Origin of the sequence: Stenotrophomonas sp. CFBP8980, from assembly GCF_034046095.1 — a bacterium.
GTDB lineage: Bacteria > Pseudomonadota > Gammaproteobacteria > Xanthomonadales > Xanthomonadaceae > Stenotrophomonas > Stenotrophomonas lacuserhaii.
In genome coordinates this window covers 1-15,522 of sequence record NZ_JAXCXF010000010.1, presented here as the reverse complement: position 1 = coordinate 15,522, position 15,522 = coordinate 1, and the positions used below count along the sequence as shown (strand labels likewise).

Here is a 15,522-nt window from a genome sequence, read left to right as displayed (position 1 = left end):
ACCCGCATGTCCCATGGCCCCCATGGACCTGTCGAAGGTGGGGCGGGGTGGGTTCGCGGGGGCGTTGAGCGCCATGGATGGCGCGAAACGAGGCTCGCAGGATGCGGTTGTTGCCGTCCCCCGCGAGCCCACCCCGCCCCGCCCAACCCACAGCCCTGCAGGGCTTTTGACGTTGACGTTGACGTTGACCTACGACCAAGGTCGGGGCGTTCGCGCCGCTGCTGGCGCTCTATGCTCGATGCCATGACTTTGTCTGGGAGGGCTGTGTCATGGACTACGAAGAAACCTACCGCCGTTCGATCGACGAGCCGGAGGAGTTCTGGGGCGAAGAAGCCAATCGCATCTATTGGCACAAGAAGCCACAGCAGGTGCTGGACTACAGCAATCCGCCATTCCGGCGGTGGTACGTCGGCGGGGAAACCAACCTCTGCTACAACGCCGTCGACCGTCACCTGGCCGAACGCCCCGACCAGCTCGCGCTGGTGGCGGTGTCCACCGAAACCGGTACCACGCGCGAAATCACCTACCGCCAGTTGTACCGCGAAGTGAACGACTTCGCCGCCGTGCTGAAGCGGCTGGAGGTTGGTCACGGGGATCGCGTGGTCATCTACATGCCGAACATGGCCGAGGCGGTGTTCGCCATGCTGGCCTGCGCCCGGATCGGCGCCGTGCACTCAGTGGTGTTCGGCGGCTTTGCAGCCCACAACCTGGCCCTGCGCATCGATGACGCGCAGCCGAAGCTGTTGATCGCCGCCGACGCCGGCATGCGCGGTGGCAAGCTCATCCCCTACAAGGGCATGGTCGATGCGGCCTGCGCCGAGGCGCAGAATCCACCGCCGCACGTACTGATCGTGTCGCGCGGGCTGGACCCGGCTGAACCGCGCCAGGCCGGGCGCGATCTGGACTACGCCACCCTGCGTGCCGAAGTCGGCGAAGTCGATGTGCCCGTCCAGTGGCTGGAATCCAGCGAGCCGAGCTACCTGCTGTATACCTCTGGCACCACCGGCAAGCCGAAAGGCGTGCAGCGCGATGTCGGTGGCTATGCGGTGGCGATGGCCCAGTCGATGCAGACCGTGTTCGATTGCCAGCCGGGCCAGGTGATGTTCTCCACCTCCGATGTCGGCTGGGCGGTGGGGCACTCCTACAACGTGTATGGGCCGCTGATCGGCGGCTGCACGTCGCTGTTGTACGAAGGCCTGCCGACCCACCCGGATCCGGGCATCTGGTGGGCGCTGTGCGAGCAGTACAACGTGCGCACCCTGTTCTCTTCGCCGACCGCGATCCGCGTGCTGAAAAAGCACGATGTCGACTTCATCCGCCGGCATGACCTGAAGGCGCTGAAGTACATCTTCCTGGCCGGTGAACCGCTGGACGAGCCCACCGCACACTGGGCCAACGAAGCGCTGGGCAAGCCGATCATCGACAACTACTGGCAGACCGAAACCGGTTGGCCGGCACTCACCCTGCTACCGGGACTGGACATGAAACCGGTGCGCTTCGGCTCTCCCGGCTTCCCCAACCTGGGTTACCGGATGAAGGTGATCGATGAGAACACCGGGGGGGAGGTCGCGCCCGGGCAGAAGGGCGTGCTGGTGATGACCCCGCCGCTGCCGCCGGGCTGCATGAGCACCGTATGGAACGACGATGCGCGCTTCCTGCAGAGCTACTTCAGCCACTTCAAGGAACTGCTCTACAGCTCGCTGGACTGGGCCATCCGCGATGAGGATGGCTACACGTTCATCCTCGGCCGCACCGACGATGTGATCAACGTGGCCGGGCATCGGTTGGGCACGCGCGAGATCGAAGAGGCCATTTCCGGTCATCCGCGGGTGGCCGAAGCAGCGGTGATCGGGGTCAAGGACGAACTGAAGGGGCAGGTGCCGCTGGTGTTCGTGACCCTCAAGCAGGGCCTCAACGGCGAAGACCCGGCCCCGGTGGTGGCGGAAATGATGGCGGCGGTGACCGCCTCGCTGGGGGCGGTCGCCCGGCCGGCGCACATCCACGTGGTCAATGCGTTGCCGAAAACCCGCTCCGGCAAGCTGTTGCGGCGTTCGCTGCAGGCGTTGGCCGAGCAGCGCGATCCGGGCGATCTGTCGACCCTGGATGATCCGGCGGCACTTGATGAGATCCGGCGCGCGCTGGGACGCTGAGCAGTGCGGTGGGGCCGGTGCCGGGGTGGCCCCGGTCGCCCGCATGCGGACGTGCTGCACTGCAGCTCCGCCGGTGCGGCGACTGCGCTAAGCTCGGCCTGTCATCGCGCTGCCACACAGCACCCCGCCTGGGGGAAACAGGCGGGGTTGCCGCAGCCGGTGGTAATGGGAGTCCAGACAGGGGGGGGAACACACATGGCACTGCTGCACGCCAAGACGGCCGCTGGCCGTCAGGAAATCGATGATCGCGCACGGCGGCTGCCTGCCGCGCTGCGATCGATCCTTTTGATGGTTGACGGCCAACGCGACGATGATGCACTGCGTGCGTTGCTGCCGGGGCTGCGTGCGCCGCCCGACGCGCTGGAACAACTGCTGGCACAGGGCCTGATTGAAAACGTCGGCGGGACGGCCGCGCCGGCACGCTCCCCGGCGCTGACGGAAGGCCGCGGCCAGGACCCGGAGCTGTACCGACGTCTCTACGACTTGATGAGTGAATCGGTGCGCCGCCACCTCGGCCTGAAAGGCTATTTCATGCAGTTGAAGATAGAGCGTTGCACCGACGCGGCAGCACTCGAACAGCTGCTGCCGGACCTGGTCGCGGCCATCGGCAAGGCACGCAGCACCGCACTGGCCAACCGCTGGCTGGAGGAAACGCGGCAACAGCTCGAGCCCGCCGTGCTCGGCTAGCGCGTGAATGGTGCGGATGCACATGCGGGTAAGGTTGGATCGAACTGAGACCTTTCGGCCAACGTGCCGACGCCCGGGTGGGCTAAAGTGAGCCCCCCGGATCGTCCAGGTTCCATTGTGCAGATCGCCTCCCCTTCCGAGCCTGCCACCATCATGAACGATGACAACGGCACCCCCGGCTGGGATGCCATCAGCCAGGCGCTGTGCGCCGCCCATCCCGGTCAGATGCCGCGTCACTTCGGTACGGCATTGCCTTGGACGCTTGGCGGCAAGGATCCGCTGGATGGGGTCAGTGTGTACTGGAGTGGACAGGGTCGCCCCCACTGGCATTACGTCAGCTATGGTCTGTCCGAGCTGTTCGACAAGGAAAGCGACGACGCCGACGTCAGTGGTTTCGGCTTCGAGCTGACCTTCCGCCTGGCCGCTGCGGAAGGCAGCACCGAGGCGGACAGCCCGCCTACCTGGCCGATGAGCCTGCTGCAGAATCTCGCACGCTACGTGTTCCAGACCGGCAACGTGCTGGAGGCGGGGCACCATCTGGACGCCAACGGTCCGATCGCCGCCGGTCACACCACGGCGCTGCGCCACCTCGCCTTCGTCGAGGACCCGCAGTTGCCGGCGCGCGATACCCCCAATGGGCGCCTGCAGTTCCTGCAGGCGGTGGGGCTGACCGATGGCGAACAGGGCGCGATCCTGGCCTGGTCCACCGGAGGAGTGTTGAAGGCGCTGGAACCGACCATGTCCTTGTGGATCACCGACCTTGACCGGGCCTGCGCGCTGTCCGATGCCGACGTGGCCGCCCGCATCGCCGCAGGGACGCAGGCGCAGGGCGCCGCCACCGGTCTGCTGCTGGTGGAGATGCTGGAATGGCAGGATGCAGGGGATCCCGGCGCCACCACCCTGGTGCTCGGCGCGGGGCAGGTCGAGCGCCTGCGGGAGCTGCTGGAGGTTCGCCTGGGCGCTGGCCTGCCGCTGGAGATCGTCGGACCGCAGAAACGCTGGATGTTTGAACCGGGCGAGCGGGACCGCGTGCACGGCGATGACCTGCAGCGGATCTGCGTGCTCTCGCCGGGCACGTGCGGGCGCCTGCAGCAGGCGCTCAGGCCCGTGGCCGGCGTGGCGCGGATCTCCGACATGCTGTCGATCGACATCCGCCGCTCCTGCCTTCGCGACAGCGAAGGAAAACCCCTACGCTTCATCGGCTGACGCCGCTGAAGCATCCCGAAAGCCCCGCTCGCGGACCTGGACACGCGGGGCGGTCACCCCGCGCGCGCCATGCTGACACCGATCAGGCCAGGCCTTCCGCCTTCAGTACGGCCTGAACGCCTGCATCGGCATCCATGCGCGTCTTGTACGCGGCAAGATGCTCCAGGCCGGACAGGTCGACCTTCGCCGCGGCGGCCCAGCGCAGGGTGATATAGAAGTAGGGATCGGCGAAGCTGCGGAATCCGGCCAGCCACGGCTTGTCGGCCAGCTGCGCGTTGGCCTGTTCGAAGAGGCCGCGCAGGCGCTTGTGCGCGGTTGCGGCCAGTGCTGCCCTCTGCCCTTCATCAGCCAGGAACTTGCCTGGCGCGAACAGCGGCGCGAACGCCGGGTGCAGGTCGGAATTGACGAAGGACAGCCAACGGGCCGCTTCAGCACGCTGGCGCGGGCTGCCATCGCCCGCCAGGCCTGCCTGCGGATGGGTATCGGCGATATAGCCCATGATCGCCGCATTCTGGGTCAGCACGAAATCGCCGTCGACCAGCGCGGGCACCGAACCGACCGGGTTGATCTTCAGGAATGCCGGGCTCTTCAGGGTTTCACGATCCAGCAGTTCAACCTCGAACGGCTGGCCGGTCCACTGCAGGGCGATGTGGTCGGCGGTGGAACAGGCACCGGGCTTGCTGTACAGCTTCATGGGAACTCCGCGCGGGATAGGTGGCAACAGACCAACACTATCGCGGAGCCCGCAGCGCCCGGCAATCATGCACAGGCACAACAGTCCGTTACGACTGCCGCGGCTTGAGGCTCTGCACCTTGTAGAAGGTGTGGTCGCCGATGGTCGCGACCTGGTAAGCGTTGCGCCAGCTCGGGCTGGCAATGGACAGCGCCGCGAAGTGGCTGGCTCCGGGCACGATTTCCTTGCGCTCGCTGACCGGCAGGGCCCAGTTGCGTTCAGCATCGAAGGCAACGGTCATGGCTTCGCGCCAAGCGGCGTCATTGGCCAGCTGGGTGCCCGGCGCCACGATGGTCGGGGCGAACTGCTTGCGCGCCGTTACCACCTGGCACATCGAGTCACCCCACAGGCCGCTGTCGCGGCGTCGCAGGGCCACCTCGGCGACGGCCTGCTGGCCACGCACGGTCTGGTCGCGGGCTTCCAGGTAAACGGTTGTGCTCAGGCACAACGAATCAGCGGCCGGCTGCGGCAACAACTGCGACAGCCAGAGAATCCAGGCCAGTTTCATATAACTCCTTGCTCCGTATGGGCCGGACCTGGCGGGTCGGTCGGCGGTGTGGCCGGCAGAGGCGGAGGTACGGCTTGGCGTCATGGGGAGGCGACCATCGGGGTCACCCCGTGGGCGGTCACCAAAAGTGATCGACGATCGATCAGGTGGACCGCACCTGCTCACCGGAACTGGGTGGTGAGCGGGAAAGTTGGCGCAAGGTAAGGGGGTATTTCGCAACGCATCCTGAATCAATCGAGTTGACATTCAGGTTCGGGGCGGGGCCGGAAAGCCGATCCAGCTGCCCCTATTCAGTTTTTTCAGAGGGCAGCGGCGACGCGGCTGCCTTGGTCAATCGCGCGCTTGGCATCGAGTTCCGCAGCAACGTCGGCACCGCCGATCAGCTGCGCACAGATGCCAGCCGCAGCGAGTTCCGCATGCAGGGAACGGTTGGATTCCTGCCCTGCGCAGATCACCACGTGATCGACGTCCAGCAACTGCTCCACCCCCTCCACGCGGATATGCAGACCGGCATCGTCCACACCCAGATACTCCACGCCACCCAACTGCGTCACGCCCTTGGCTTTCAGCGTGGCGCGGTGGATCCAGCCGGTGGTCTTGCCGAGTTTCGCGCCCGGACGTCCGGCGCTGCGCTGCAGCAGCCACAGCTTCCTTGGCGAAGGAACGATGACCGGACGGGCAAGGGCGCCGCGCGCTTCGAAACTCGGATCCACGCCCCATTCGGCCATCCAGCTCGCCGTGTCCAGCGACGGTGACGGGCCGGCATGGCTCAGGAACTCGCCGACATCGAAGCCGATACCACCGGCGCCGATGATCGCCGCACGCGGACCCACCGTGACCCGGCCCAGCAGCACGTCCAGGTAGTCCACCACCTTGGCATGTCCGGCACCGGGGAAATCGACCTTGCGCGGCAGGATGCCGGTCGCCAGCACCACCTCGTCGAAGCCGGCAAGCGCGTCGGCAGACACCCGCGTGCCCAGACGCAGCTGCACGCCGGTTTCCTCCAGCTTGTGGCGGAAGTAACGCAGGGTTTCGTGGAACTCTTCCTTGCCCGGGATACGCTTGGCAACGTTGAACTGGCCGCCGATCTCATCGTTGGCGTCAAACAGGGTGACGTGGTGGCCGCGCTCGGCAGCGACGGTCGCACAGGCAAGGCCGGCCGGGCCTGCACCGACCACCGCGATGCGCCGCGGCGAGGCGGTGGGTCGATAGACCAGCTCGGTTTCATGCGCCGCGCGCGGATTGACCAGGCAGCTGGCCAGCTTGTTCTCGAACACGTGGTCCAGGCAGGCCTGGTTGCAGGCGATGCAGGTGTTGATGCGCTCGGGACGGCCGGCGCGTGCCTTGTTGGCCCACTGCGGATCGGCCAGCAACGGGCGCGCCAGCGACACCATGTCGGCGCCGCCGCTGGCCAGGATGCGCTCGGCCACGTCGGGCATGTTGATCCGGTTGGTCGCCACCAGCGGCACGCCGACGTGGGGCTTCAGCTTGGCGGTGACGCCGGCGAACGCCGCGCGCGGGACCGAGGTGGCGATGGTCGGAATGCGCGCCTCGTGCCAGCCGATGCCGGTATTGATGAGCGTTGCGCCGGCTGCTTCGATGGCCTGCGCCTGGGCGACGATTTCCTGCCAGTTGCTGCCATCGCTGACCAGGTCCACCAGTGACAGCCGGTAGATGATGATGAAGTCCGGGCCGCAGGCTTCGCGGATGCGACGCACGATTTCCACCGCGAACCGCATGCGCTGCGCAGCATCGCCGCCCCATTGGTCGGTGCGGGTGTTGGTGCGCGGGGCGACGAACTCGTTGATCAGGTAGCCCTCCGAGCCCATCACTTCCACGCCGTCGTAGCCCGCATCGCGGGCCAGCCGCGCGCTGCGCGCGTAATCGGCGATGTGCCGGTCCACGCCCCGGCTGGACAGGGCGCGCGGGGTGAACGGATTGATCGGGGCCTTCAGCTTCGATGGCGCAACCGACAACGGGTGGTACGCATAACGCCCCGCGTGCAGCAACTGCAGGCAGATCTTCGCGCCGTGCTGGTGGGCGGCCGCAGTGAGCTGGCGATGCGGGCGGACTTCCCATGGCCAGCTGAGCTTGCCGCCGAACGGCTTGAGCCAGCCGACCACGTTGGGCGCGAAGCCGCCGGTGACGATCAGCCCGACACCGCCTTCGGCGCGCTCGGCAAAGTAGGCGGCCAGGCGCGGGAAATCGCGGGCGCGGTCTTCCAGCCCGGTGTGCATGGAGCCCATCAGGATCCGGTTGCGCAACTGGGTGAAGCCCAGGTCGAGCGGAGTGAACAGGTGGGGGTAGGCGCTGTCGCTGGCTGGCGTCATCGTGGATACGCTTGCGTACGGAAGCGCCCAGCGTGCCGTGAATCCGCGTCCGTCGCAAGGCGCGCTGCGGCATCTCCCCTGTGCGCGGGGTGTTCGATGGCGGCCGGGTCAGCCTGGCGGAACCGGCGCCTGCGCCGCGACCGGGGGCCTGCCGATGCCGAACCAGCCCAGCGTCATGCCGCACAGTGGCCCGATCAGCAGCGCGAAGGCCAGCGTGCCCAGTCCCACGTTGCCGCCCAGCAGCCAGCCTGCCAGCAACGCGCTGCCTTCTATCAGGCTGCGCACCTGCCAGATCGGCCAGCCGCTGCGGGCATGCAGGCCGGTCATCAGTCCATCGCGCGGACCGGGCCCCAAGCGTGCGCCGATATACAGGCCGGTGGCTACAGCGATCAGCAACAGTCCGGCAGCGAACAGCGGCAGCCGCAGCCACAGGCTTTCCACCGCAGGCAGCAGCCACAGCCCGAACTGCGCAGCGGGACCGATCAGAAGCACGTTGAGCACGGTGCCCAGGCCGGGCTTCTGACGCAGCGGCCACCACAGCAGCAGCACCCCTGCGCCGATGACATTGGTGGCCAGGCCGAACGACAGCGGCGTATGCGCCGCGATGCCCTGTGACAGGACATCCCAGGGCGCCACGCCGACTTCCGCACGCACCATCAGGGCAATCCCCAAGCCGTACAGGCAGAGGCCGACAACCAATTGGGTGATGCGCAACAGCAGGGAGGAGGGCATGGCGGCAGGGCCTGTAGGGTCTGTCGCCACGATAGGTCGCAGGAGAGGCGGCGAACAGGTACAGCACGCTGCAATTGGCGCCATACAGCGGTGAGCGCAGTCTCGGTGGTGATTCCTTGATCGACCCAGTGAATCTGCTGCGGTGTGCGTTACGCGCCTGCACACTAAACTGCGCGTGGCAACGCAAGCGTATGCCAGTAAATCCGGATGAGCGTCGCTAACAGCGCGCCCCCGCGGTTCAGACTGGCTTGGCGCAGAAAGTTCCTCACCGCACAGGCTGTGGGATGAACGCTTGACTTTCCGGCGAAGCAAAATGTGGCATCGCGAGACTGAAGCCCGGTAAAACCCTTGCCACGCCTGACTGTTGCGGTTTTTCATGATCCTGTATAGGGTGCAACCGCCGGTCCGGTGGAGGCCCGGCGCCCGTTTTTCACATGTTACGGGACTGTTAACATGGCCTTCACTCCCCTGAGCATAATGTTCGCGGCGGTGGCGTGCTGAATCGGCTGTCGTAGTGCTGGCCCATGCCTCTACCGGTTTCATACCCCCGATATAGGAGCTGTACTCAATGAACAAGAAGATCCTTACCGCCGCGCTGCTGGGTGGTCTGGCTTTCGCCCAGGCTGCTTCGGCACAGGAGTTTGACGACCGCTGGTACCTGACCGGTTCGGCTGGTTTCAACTTCCAGGACAGCGACCGCACCACCAACGATGCTCCGTTCGTCAGCCTGGGCCTGGGCAAGTTCATCAGCCCGAACTGGTCGCTCGACGGTGAGCTGAACTACCAGAACCCGAACTTCGACGCCAACCAGGACCTGAACTGGTCGCAGTACGGCGCCTCGCTGGACCTGCGTCGCCACTTCGTGCAGGAAGGCCGCGGCTGGAACCCGTACCTGCTGTTCGGCCTGGGCTACCAGAAGTCGGAAGAAGAGTTCGCTGCTGTCGACGCCAATGGCCCGCGTGAGCGCAAGGACGGCAACTTCGCCGCCAAGCTCGGCGCCGGTCTGCAGACCACCTTCGACAAGCGCGTTGCCGTGCGTGCCGAAGTGGCCTACCGCGCTGACTTCGACGACAAGAGCGTTGCCGCTCCGAGCGAAGACTGGTTCGGCGACGTGCTGGCTTCGGTCGGCGTCGTGATCCCGCTGGGACCGGCTCCGGTCGCTGCCGTGCCGGCTCCGGCTCCGGTTGCCCCGAGCTGCGCCGACCTGGACGACGATGGTGACGGCGTCAACAACTGCGACGACAAGTGCCCGGATTCGCAGCCTGGCCAGACCATCGGTCCGGACGGTTGCCCGGTGCCGGTCTCGATCGACCTGAAGGGTGTCAACTTCGACTTCGACAAGGCCAACCTGCGTCCCGACGCGGTTGCGATCCTGAGCGAAGCCTCGCAGATCCTGACCCGTTACCCGGACCTGAAGGTTGAAGTTGCTGGTCACACCGACTCGAAGGGTTCCGACGAGTACAACCAGAAGCTGTCCGAGCGTCGTGCTACCGCCGTGTACAACTACCTGACCTCCAACGGCGTTGCTGCTTCGCGCCTGCAGGGTCCGGTCGGTTACGGCGAGAGCCGCCCGATTGCTCCGAACACCAATGCTGATGGTTCGGACAACCCGGAAGGCCGTGCGAAGAACCGTCGTACCGAGCTGAACGTCCAGAACTGAGTTCTGACGCTTCACCGGTAAGACATACAGCAGGACCCGGCTTCGGCCGGGTCTTGTTGTTTGTGCGATGTCGTTTTGTACCGCTTATCCGAAAAAAACAAAAAAACCAATGAGTTGCCGTATTCATTGAATGTAGGATCTTGAAAGCCGTTGTGTCGCTGTTAAACTCGCGCCACTACCCACTTCTGGATGCTCCTCATGCTGCGCACTGCATCGGCCGTCGTCCTGGCCCTGGCCTTGGTTCCCGCCGCCCACGCTGCCGTGGACTGCTCGGTCTCGGCCAGCAGCGCTCCGCTGCCGTTGCCGGCCACCGCGATCGCACCGGTGGCGAGCGAGCTGTTTACCCGCAACTCCCGGCTGGGCATGCCCGCCGGCGTGTTGACCACCAATTACGAACAGGCCCAGTCGCTGGACAGCGTGCTGCGTCGCCTGCGCATCGAAGGCTGCCAGAACGTGGCCAAGGCCATGCCGAGTGCACCGGCGGTGAGTCCGAATGATCCGGCCGCCTACAAGCCGCAGACGGCGTTCGACAACACGCCATGGCGCTTTGACATGAGCCAGAACGGCAAGCGCATGACCGCCGAAGAGTTCGATGCCTGGATGAAGGCGCGTGGCGTTCGCGTGGTCAAGGCCCGTCCGGTGCCGGCCACCGCCGTCGCGCCGGTTGCCCCGGTGGAAGCCTCTGCCGAGACCAAGCCGGCTGACAAGAAGTAAGTGAGGGCTGGGCAGGACATGCGGCCACGGCGCCCGCCTGCCAGCCCGCCTGCTCGTGCCCGCCCCGGTGGTGGGCGCGCAGCGCCTGCAGCAGGCGGGGGCGTTCGCCACGGACTGGCACGCGTGTTGTCCAAGGCGGGCCTGTGTTCGCGTACTGAAGCCGCGCGCTGGATTGCCGCCGGCCGGGTGAGCGTGGATGGGCGCACCGTCCGTGATCCCGAATTCCCGATCCAGGCCGGCCGCCAGCAGGTGCGCGTGGACGGCCAGCCGCTGGATGCCGCGCCGCGCATCTACCTGATGCTCAACAAGCCGCGCGGCCTGGTGACCACCGTCCAGGACGAACAGGGCCGCGATACGGTCTACCGCTGTTTTGATGGGGCCGACTTGCCATGGTTGGCGCCGGTCGGCCGCTTGGACAAAGCCAGCGAAGGCCTGCTGCTCTTCAGCAATGACCCGCAGTGGGCGGCCGCGCTGATGGACCCGGCCACCGGCCCGGACAAGACCTACCACGTGCAGGTGGATGGTATTCCGGGCGCATCGATGCTCGCCGCATTCTGCGCTGGCATCGAGGACGAAGGGGAGTTCCTGGCCGCGCGCGCGGTGAATCTGCTGCGTACCGGCGAAAAGACCGCGTGGCTGGAAGTGACGCTGGACGAAGGGCGCAACCGGCATATCCGCCGCCTGCTCGCGGCGTTCGACCTGCAGGTACTGCGGCTGGTTCGCATCGGCATCGGCGGGCTGCGGCTCGGCGAACTGCCCAAGGGCCAGTGGCGGACGCTGCAGGCAGAAGATCGGCGGCAACTGGAGGCCGCTGCAGGACCGGGCTGAGACCCGCGGCCGACGCCTGGCGTCGGTCCCGCTCCGGGCGCAAGGGGGGCCCGGCTTTGCATTTACTGAAAGAGGTATCCCACCGTGTTGCGTTCCCTGACCTCTCCGCTGCGCCTGACGCTGCTGCTGCCTTTGGCGGCCCTGGCCGCATGCAGCCACAAGAAAGAACTGGCCAAGGCCCCGCCACCGCCGCCGCAGGACATCATCGAAGTACGCATCCCCGAGCTGGACGGGCGCGGCAGCTACCGTTTCAACATGAGCGAAGGCGACAAGAAGATGTCCGCCGACGAATTCGACGACTGGATGAAAGCCAACGGCATCCGCGTGGCCAAGGGCCGCTGACACAAAAAAGGGGACGGAGGGCATTAAGTCGTATCCAGCCGGTACAGGCTGGATACGACTTAATGCCCTCCGTCCCCTTTTTGTCAGATCACCCCGAGTTCGCGGCCGATGCGGGTGAAGGCATCGATGGCGCGGTCCAGGTGCTCGTGCGTGTGCGCTGCGCTGATCTGGGTGCGGATGCGCGCCTGGCCCTTGGGCACCACCGGGAAGAAGAAGCCGATCGCGTAGATGCCTTCTTCCAGCAGGCGCTCGGCGAACTTCTGCGCCAGCGGTGCGTCGTACAGCATCACCGGGCTGATCGGGTGCACGCCGGGCTTCACGTCGAAACCGGCAGCGACCATCTTCTCGCGGAAGTAGGTGGTGTTGGCCACCAGCGTTTCGCGCAGGTCGTCGGCGGCGGCCAGCATCTCGAAAGCCTTGATGCCGGCGGCCACCACGTGCGGCGGCAGCGAGTTGGAGAAAAGGTAGGGGCGCGAGCGCTGGCGCAACAGTTCGATCACTTCGGCCTTGGCCGTGGTGAATCCGCCCAGTGCACCCCCCATCGCCTTGCCGAGGGTGCCGGTGATGATGTCGATCTTGTCCAGCACGCCCTTCACTTCGGCCGAGCCGCGGCCGGTCTTGCCGAGGAAGCCGGTGGCATGGCATTCGTCGATGTGGACGAGCGCGCCGTACTTCCGGGCCAGCGCGGTGATCTGGTCCAGCGGCGCGATGAAGCCGTCCATCGAGAACACACCGTCGGTGGTGATCAGCTTGGTCCGGCAACCGGCTGCATCGGCGGCCTGCAGCTGGGCTTCCAGATCGGCCATGTCACAGTTGGCATAGCGGAAGCGCTTGGCCTTGCACAGGCGCACGCCGTCAATGATCGAGGCATGGTTGAGGCTGTCGGAAATGATCGCATCCTGCTCGCCCAGCAGCGGCTCGAACAGGCCGCCATTGGCATCGAAGCAGGCCGCATACAGGATGGTGTCCTGCTTGCCGAAGAAGCCGGCGATCTGCGCTTCCAGCTGCTTGTGCAGGTCCTGCGTACCGCAGATGAAGCGCACCGACGCCATGCCGAAGCCGTGGCTGTCCAGCGCATCCTTGGCGGCCTGGATCAGTTCCGGGTGGTCGGCCAGGCCCAGGTAGTTGTTGGCGCAGAAATTCAGCACCGTGCGCCCGTCTTCCAGGGTGATCTCCGCCGACTGCGGGCTGGTGATGATCCGCTCGGACTTGAACAGGCCCTGGGCGCGGATGGCGTCCAGTTCCTCGGCGTAATGGCGGGTCAGGTCAGGCGAGGATTCGGTCATGGTGGCAGCACGGCTCAACACGGGAAAACGACGATTTTACCCGCCCCGGCCACGGAAGGGCGGCAGGGCAGGGAGCACGAACGTGTTGCGTTGCAATATCAAACAGGTTAAAAAACCGTGAACCGGATGGATTCCCGCAGCCGGTCCGCGCCCCGCCCCATGTCCCTCCTCCCCGCCATCGCCCCCCGGAGACGCCCATGAAGCACGCCGTCCGCTGTCTTGCCGCTGCTGCCGCACTGTCCCTCGCCTCGTTCGCCGCCAGCGCGCAGGAAGTCGAGTCGCCCTACAGCTGGAATGTCACCGCCGTGTCCGATTACGTCTTCCGTGGCGTGTCGCAGACCGACGAGGATCCGACCCTGCAGGCCGGCTTCACCTACACCAGCCCGGTTGGCCTGTATGCCGGCGTCTGGGGCTCCGGCGTCGACTTCGGGCCGGGCGACCCGAGCACTGAAGTGGACTTCCTGATTGGTTACGGCTTCGACGTCAGTGACAACGTCAACTTCGACGTGCTGTTCAACCGCTACACCTACCCGGGTGCCAGCGAGCTCAATTACAACGAGCTGATCACCAGCACAACCTTCGCCGAGCAGTACAAGCTCACCGTGGCCTACACCAATGACCTGTCCGGTTCGGATACCAAGAGCTGGTATTACGCCGTCGGTGGTGAGTGGGCGCTGCCGCAGGATTTCACCCTGGCGGCCAACGTCGGACGCACCTCGCTTGAGACCGATTTCGGCAAGGACTACACCGATTTCAACATCGGCGTCAGCCGCCAGTTCGGCCTGTTCAACCTTGGCCTGGGCTTCCACGGCACCGATGGCGCCGGCCGTGACAACAACGGCTACCTGGCCGACAACCGCGTGGTGTTTACCGTGGCAGTCGGGAAGTAAGCGAACTGCGCCTGCGGGCGCAGCTGCATCGCACGTCATGCACAACGAAAAAGGCGCCCTTGCAGGCGCCTTCTTCACGCATGACCCTTTGTTCCCTCTGGTGGAGAGCCCCCTTGTTGTTCAAGGGGGCGCGCCGACAGGCGCGGGGATAAGGAAACATGCGGGAGAACTGATCGGACGCGCTTCGCGCGCCCGATCAGTTCCAGCTCAGTACCACCTTGCCGGCCTTGCCTTGTTCCATCAGGTCAAAGCCCTTCTGGAAGTCATCGATCGGCAGCTGGTGGGTCATCACCTTGCCGAGCGGGAAGCCGGACAACACCAGCTGGGTCATCTTGTACCAGGTCTCGTACATCTTGCGGCCGTAGATGCCCTGCACGGTCAGGCCCTTGAAGATGATCTTGTCCCAGTCGCAGCCGGCGCCTCGGGGCATGATGCCGAGCATGGCGATCTTGCCGCCGTGGTACATGCAGTCCAGCATGTCGTTGAACGCACGCGGGTTGCCGCTCATTTCCAGGCCCACGTCGAAGCCCTCCATGTGCAGTTCCTTCATCACGTCCTTCAGCGACTGGTTGGCCACGTTCACCACGCGCGTGGCGCCCATGTCGGCGGCCAGCTTCAGGCGGAAATCATTGACGTCGGTGACCACCACGTTGCGCGCACCGATGTGCTTGCAGATGCCGGCGGCGATGATGCCGATCGGGCCGGCGCCGGTGATCAGCACGTCCTCGCCGATCACGTTGAACTCCAGCGCACAGTGCGCGGCGTTGCCGTAGGGATCGAAGAAGGCGGCCAACTCGGACGGGATCTGGTCCGGGATCGGCCACAGGTTGGTGGCCGGCATCACCATGTATTCGGCGAAGGCGCCGTTCACGTTGACGCCGATGCCGACAGTGTTCGGGCACAGGTGCTGACGGCCGCCACGGCAGTTGCGGCAATGGCCGCAGACGATATGGCCTTCGGCCGAAACGCGCTGGCCGACTTCGTAACCGGTGACCGCACTGCCGAGCGCGGCGACGCGGCCGACGAACTCATGGCCGATGGTCAGGCCGGGCGTGATGGTGCGCTGGCTCCACTCGTCCCACAGGTAGATGTGCAGGTCGGTGCCGCAGATGGCGGTCTTTTCCAGCTTGATCAGGACCTCGTTGGGGCCCGGCACCGGCACCGGCACTTCTTCCAGCCAGATGCCCTTGGCGGCTTCGCGCTTGACCAGCGCCTTCATCGTTTGTGCCATCTCGGTGGAACTCACAGGGGGAAAGATGGCGCGGATTATAAAGCCGCCAGCGCCCGCGCCATGTTGCAGCGCGGGTCGGCCGGCGCAAAGCCGCCAACCATGGCCGGCGCTACCCAGGCCACCGGTAGCCTGTCGAAGGCGGGGCGGGGTGGCTGTGCAGGACCGTCTTTTCGCATGGATGCGAAAAGCGAGCCTACAGGGACGTACTTGCGGCGTGTCCTGCAC

The 15,522-nt window shown here is 65.8% G+C and carries 14 protein-coding genes; 8 read left to right on the top strand and 6 right to left on the bottom strand.

Annotation, left to right across the window (positions count from 1 at the left end):
• The first annotated feature begins 269 nt into the window (after nucleotides 1–269).
• The 3 genes from prpE (at nucleotide 270) to SOM47_RS16935 (ending at nucleotide 4,043) form a co-directional block, all read left to right on the top strand.
• The gene (gene prpE / locus SOM47_RS16945) at nucleotides 270–2,150 is read left to right on the top strand and encodes a propionate--CoA ligase (RefSeq protein ID WP_042615050.1); all 1,881 of its coding nucleotides are present in this window, start codon (nucleotides 270–272) and stop codon (nucleotides 2,148–2,150) included.
• Between the two features lie 195 nt (nucleotides 2,151–2,345).
• Nucleotides 2,346–2,837 carry a hypothetical protein gene (locus SOM47_RS16940; protein WP_320506241.1) on the top strand — a complete coding sequence of 164 codons (492 nt, stop codon included), beginning with the start codon at nucleotides 2,346–2,348 and terminating at the stop codon, nucleotides 2,835–2,837.
• A 153-nt stretch (nucleotides 2,838–2,990) separates the two neighbouring features.
• On the top strand, nucleotides 2,991–4,043 hold the full coding sequence (locus SOM47_RS16935) for a suppressor of fused domain protein (protein ID WP_320506240.1): 1,053 nt from the start codon (nucleotides 2,991–2,993) through the stop codon (nucleotides 4,041–4,043).
• Between the two features lie 82 nt (nucleotides 4,044–4,125).
• Here the strand turns inward: SOM47_RS16935 and SOM47_RS16930 are convergent, their stop codons facing one another.
• The 4 genes from SOM47_RS16930 to yczE all read right to left on the bottom strand — a co-directional run bounded on the left by SOM47_RS16930 (nucleotide 4,126) and on the right by yczE (nucleotide 8,346).
• Nucleotides 4,126–4,737 (bottom strand): glutathione S-transferase N-terminal domain-containing protein, encoded by a 612-nt coding sequence (locus tag SOM47_RS16930; RefSeq protein ID WP_320506239.1) that lies wholly within the window; start codon nucleotides 4,735–4,737, stop codon nucleotides 4,126–4,128.
• Nucleotides 4,738–4,825: 88 nt separating this feature from the next.
• Complete coding sequence (locus tag SOM47_RS16925) at nucleotides 4,826–5,284, bottom strand: cell wall hydrolase (RefSeq protein WP_042615053.1); 459 nt, start codon at nucleotides 5,282–5,284, stop codon at nucleotides 4,826–4,828.
• Between the two features lie 299 nt (nucleotides 5,285–5,583).
• Nucleotides 5,584–7,614 (bottom strand): FAD-dependent oxidoreductase, encoded by a 2,031-nt coding sequence (locus tag SOM47_RS16920; RefSeq protein ID WP_320506238.1) that lies wholly within the window; start codon nucleotides 7,612–7,614, stop codon nucleotides 5,584–5,586.
• A 108-nt stretch (nucleotides 7,615–7,722) separates the two neighbouring features.
• On the bottom strand, nucleotides 7,723–8,346 hold the full coding sequence (gene yczE / locus SOM47_RS16915) for a membrane protein YczE (RefSeq protein WP_320506237.1): 624 nt from the start codon (nucleotides 8,344–8,346) through the stop codon (nucleotides 7,723–7,725).
• 568 nt (nucleotides 8,347–8,914) lie between these two features.
• Here yczE and SOM47_RS16910 point away from each other — a divergent pair.
• The 4 genes from SOM47_RS16910 (at nucleotide 8,915) to SOM47_RS16895 (ending at nucleotide 11,890) form a co-directional block, all read left to right on the top strand.
• Nucleotides 8,915–10,006: an OmpA family protein gene (locus SOM47_RS16910; protein WP_042615056.1), complete on the top strand. Its 1,092-nt coding sequence runs from the start codon at nucleotides 8,915–8,917 to the stop codon at nucleotides 10,004–10,006.
• Nucleotides 10,007–10,204: 198 nt separating this feature from the next.
• Entirely contained in the window at nucleotides 10,205–10,720 is a 516-nt protein-coding gene (locus SOM47_RS16905; RefSeq protein ID WP_042615057.1) for a hypothetical protein, read from the top strand.
• 18 nt (nucleotides 10,721–10,738) lie between these two features.
• A complete protein-coding gene (locus SOM47_RS16900; RefSeq protein WP_320506236.1) occupies nucleotides 10,739–11,548 on the top strand; it encodes a pseudouridine synthase in 810 nt (269 codons plus the stop codon).
• A gap of 84 nt (nucleotides 11,549–11,632) precedes the next feature.
• On the top strand, nucleotides 11,633–11,890 hold the full coding sequence (locus SOM47_RS16895) for a hypothetical protein (protein ID WP_320506235.1): 258 nt from the start codon (nucleotides 11,633–11,635) through the stop codon (nucleotides 11,888–11,890).
• 83 nt (nucleotides 11,891–11,973) lie between these two features.
• Here the strand turns inward: SOM47_RS16895 and kbl are convergent, their stop codons facing one another.
• Complete coding sequence (gene kbl / locus SOM47_RS16890; protein WP_320506234.1) at nucleotides 11,974–13,176, bottom strand: glycine C-acetyltransferase; 1,203 nt, start codon at nucleotides 13,174–13,176, stop codon at nucleotides 11,974–11,976.
• Nucleotides 13,177–13,373: 197 nt separating this feature from the next.
• Here kbl and SOM47_RS16885 point away from each other — a divergent pair, with 197 nt between their 5' ends.
• A complete protein-coding gene (locus SOM47_RS16885; RefSeq protein WP_042615138.1) occupies nucleotides 13,374–14,066 on the top strand; it encodes a TorF family putative porin in 693 nt (230 codons plus the stop codon).
• A gap of 196 nt (nucleotides 14,067–14,262) precedes the next feature.
• On the opposite strand, the gene tdh is transcribed toward SOM47_RS16885, so the two are convergent.
• Nucleotides 14,263–15,297, bottom strand: a complete 1,035-nt coding sequence (gene tdh / locus SOM47_RS16880; protein WP_320506233.1) for an L-threonine 3-dehydrogenase, zinc-binding type — start codon at nucleotides 15,295–15,297, stop codon at nucleotides 14,263–14,265.
• Nucleotides 15,298–15,522 lie beyond the last annotated feature (225 nt).

Excerpts from the sequence above, each read along its gene's own strand:
- SOM47_RS16940 (WP_320506241.1), top strand. The coding sequence starts at position 2,346 with ATGGCACTGCTGCACGCCAAGACGGCCGCTGGCCGTCAGGAAATCGAT.
- SOM47_RS16905 (WP_042615057.1), top strand. The coding sequence starts at position 10,205 with ATGCTGCGCACTGCATCGGCCGTCGTCCTGGCCCTGGCCTTGGTTCCC.
- SOM47_RS16925 (WP_042615053.1), bottom strand. The coding sequence starts at position 5,284 with ATGAAACTGGCCTGGATTCTCTGGCTGTCGCAGTTGTTGCCGCAGCCG.
- SOM47_RS16930 (WP_320506239.1), bottom strand. The coding sequence starts at position 4,737 with ATGAAGCTGTACAGCAAGCCCGGTGCCTGTTCCACCGCCGACCACATC.
- tdh (WP_320506233.1), bottom strand. The coding sequence starts at position 15,297 with ATGGCACAAACGATGAAGGCGCTGGTCAAGCGCGAAGCCGCCAAGGGC.
- SOM47_RS16935 (WP_320506240.1), top strand. The coding sequence starts at position 2,991 with ATGAACGATGACAACGGCACCCCCGGCTGGGATGCCATCAGCCAGGCG.
- SOM47_RS16885 (WP_042615138.1), top strand. The coding sequence starts at position 13,374 with ATGAAGCACGCCGTCCGCTGTCTTGCCGCTGCTGCCGCACTGTCCCTC.
- yczE (WP_320506237.1), bottom strand. The coding sequence starts at position 8,346 with ATGCCCTCCTCCCTGCTGTTGCGCATCACCCAATTGGTTGTCGGCCTC.
- SOM47_RS16900 (WP_320506236.1), top strand. The coding sequence starts at position 10,739 with ATGCGGCCACGGCGCCCGCCTGCCAGCCCGCCTGCTCGTGCCCGCCCC.
- SOM47_RS16910 (WP_042615056.1), top strand. The coding sequence starts at position 8,915 with ATGAACAAGAAGATCCTTACCGCCGCGCTGCTGGGTGGTCTGGCTTTC.
- kbl (WP_320506234.1), bottom strand. The coding sequence starts at position 13,176 with ATGACCGAATCCTCGCCTGACCTGACCCGCCATTACGCCGAGGAACTG.
- prpE (WP_042615050.1), top strand. The coding sequence starts at position 270 with ATGGACTACGAAGAAACCTACCGCCGTTCGATCGACGAGCCGGAGGAG.
- SOM47_RS16920 (WP_320506238.1), bottom strand. The coding sequence starts at position 7,614 with ATGACGCCAGCCAGCGACAGCGCCTACCCCCACCTGTTCACTCCGCTC.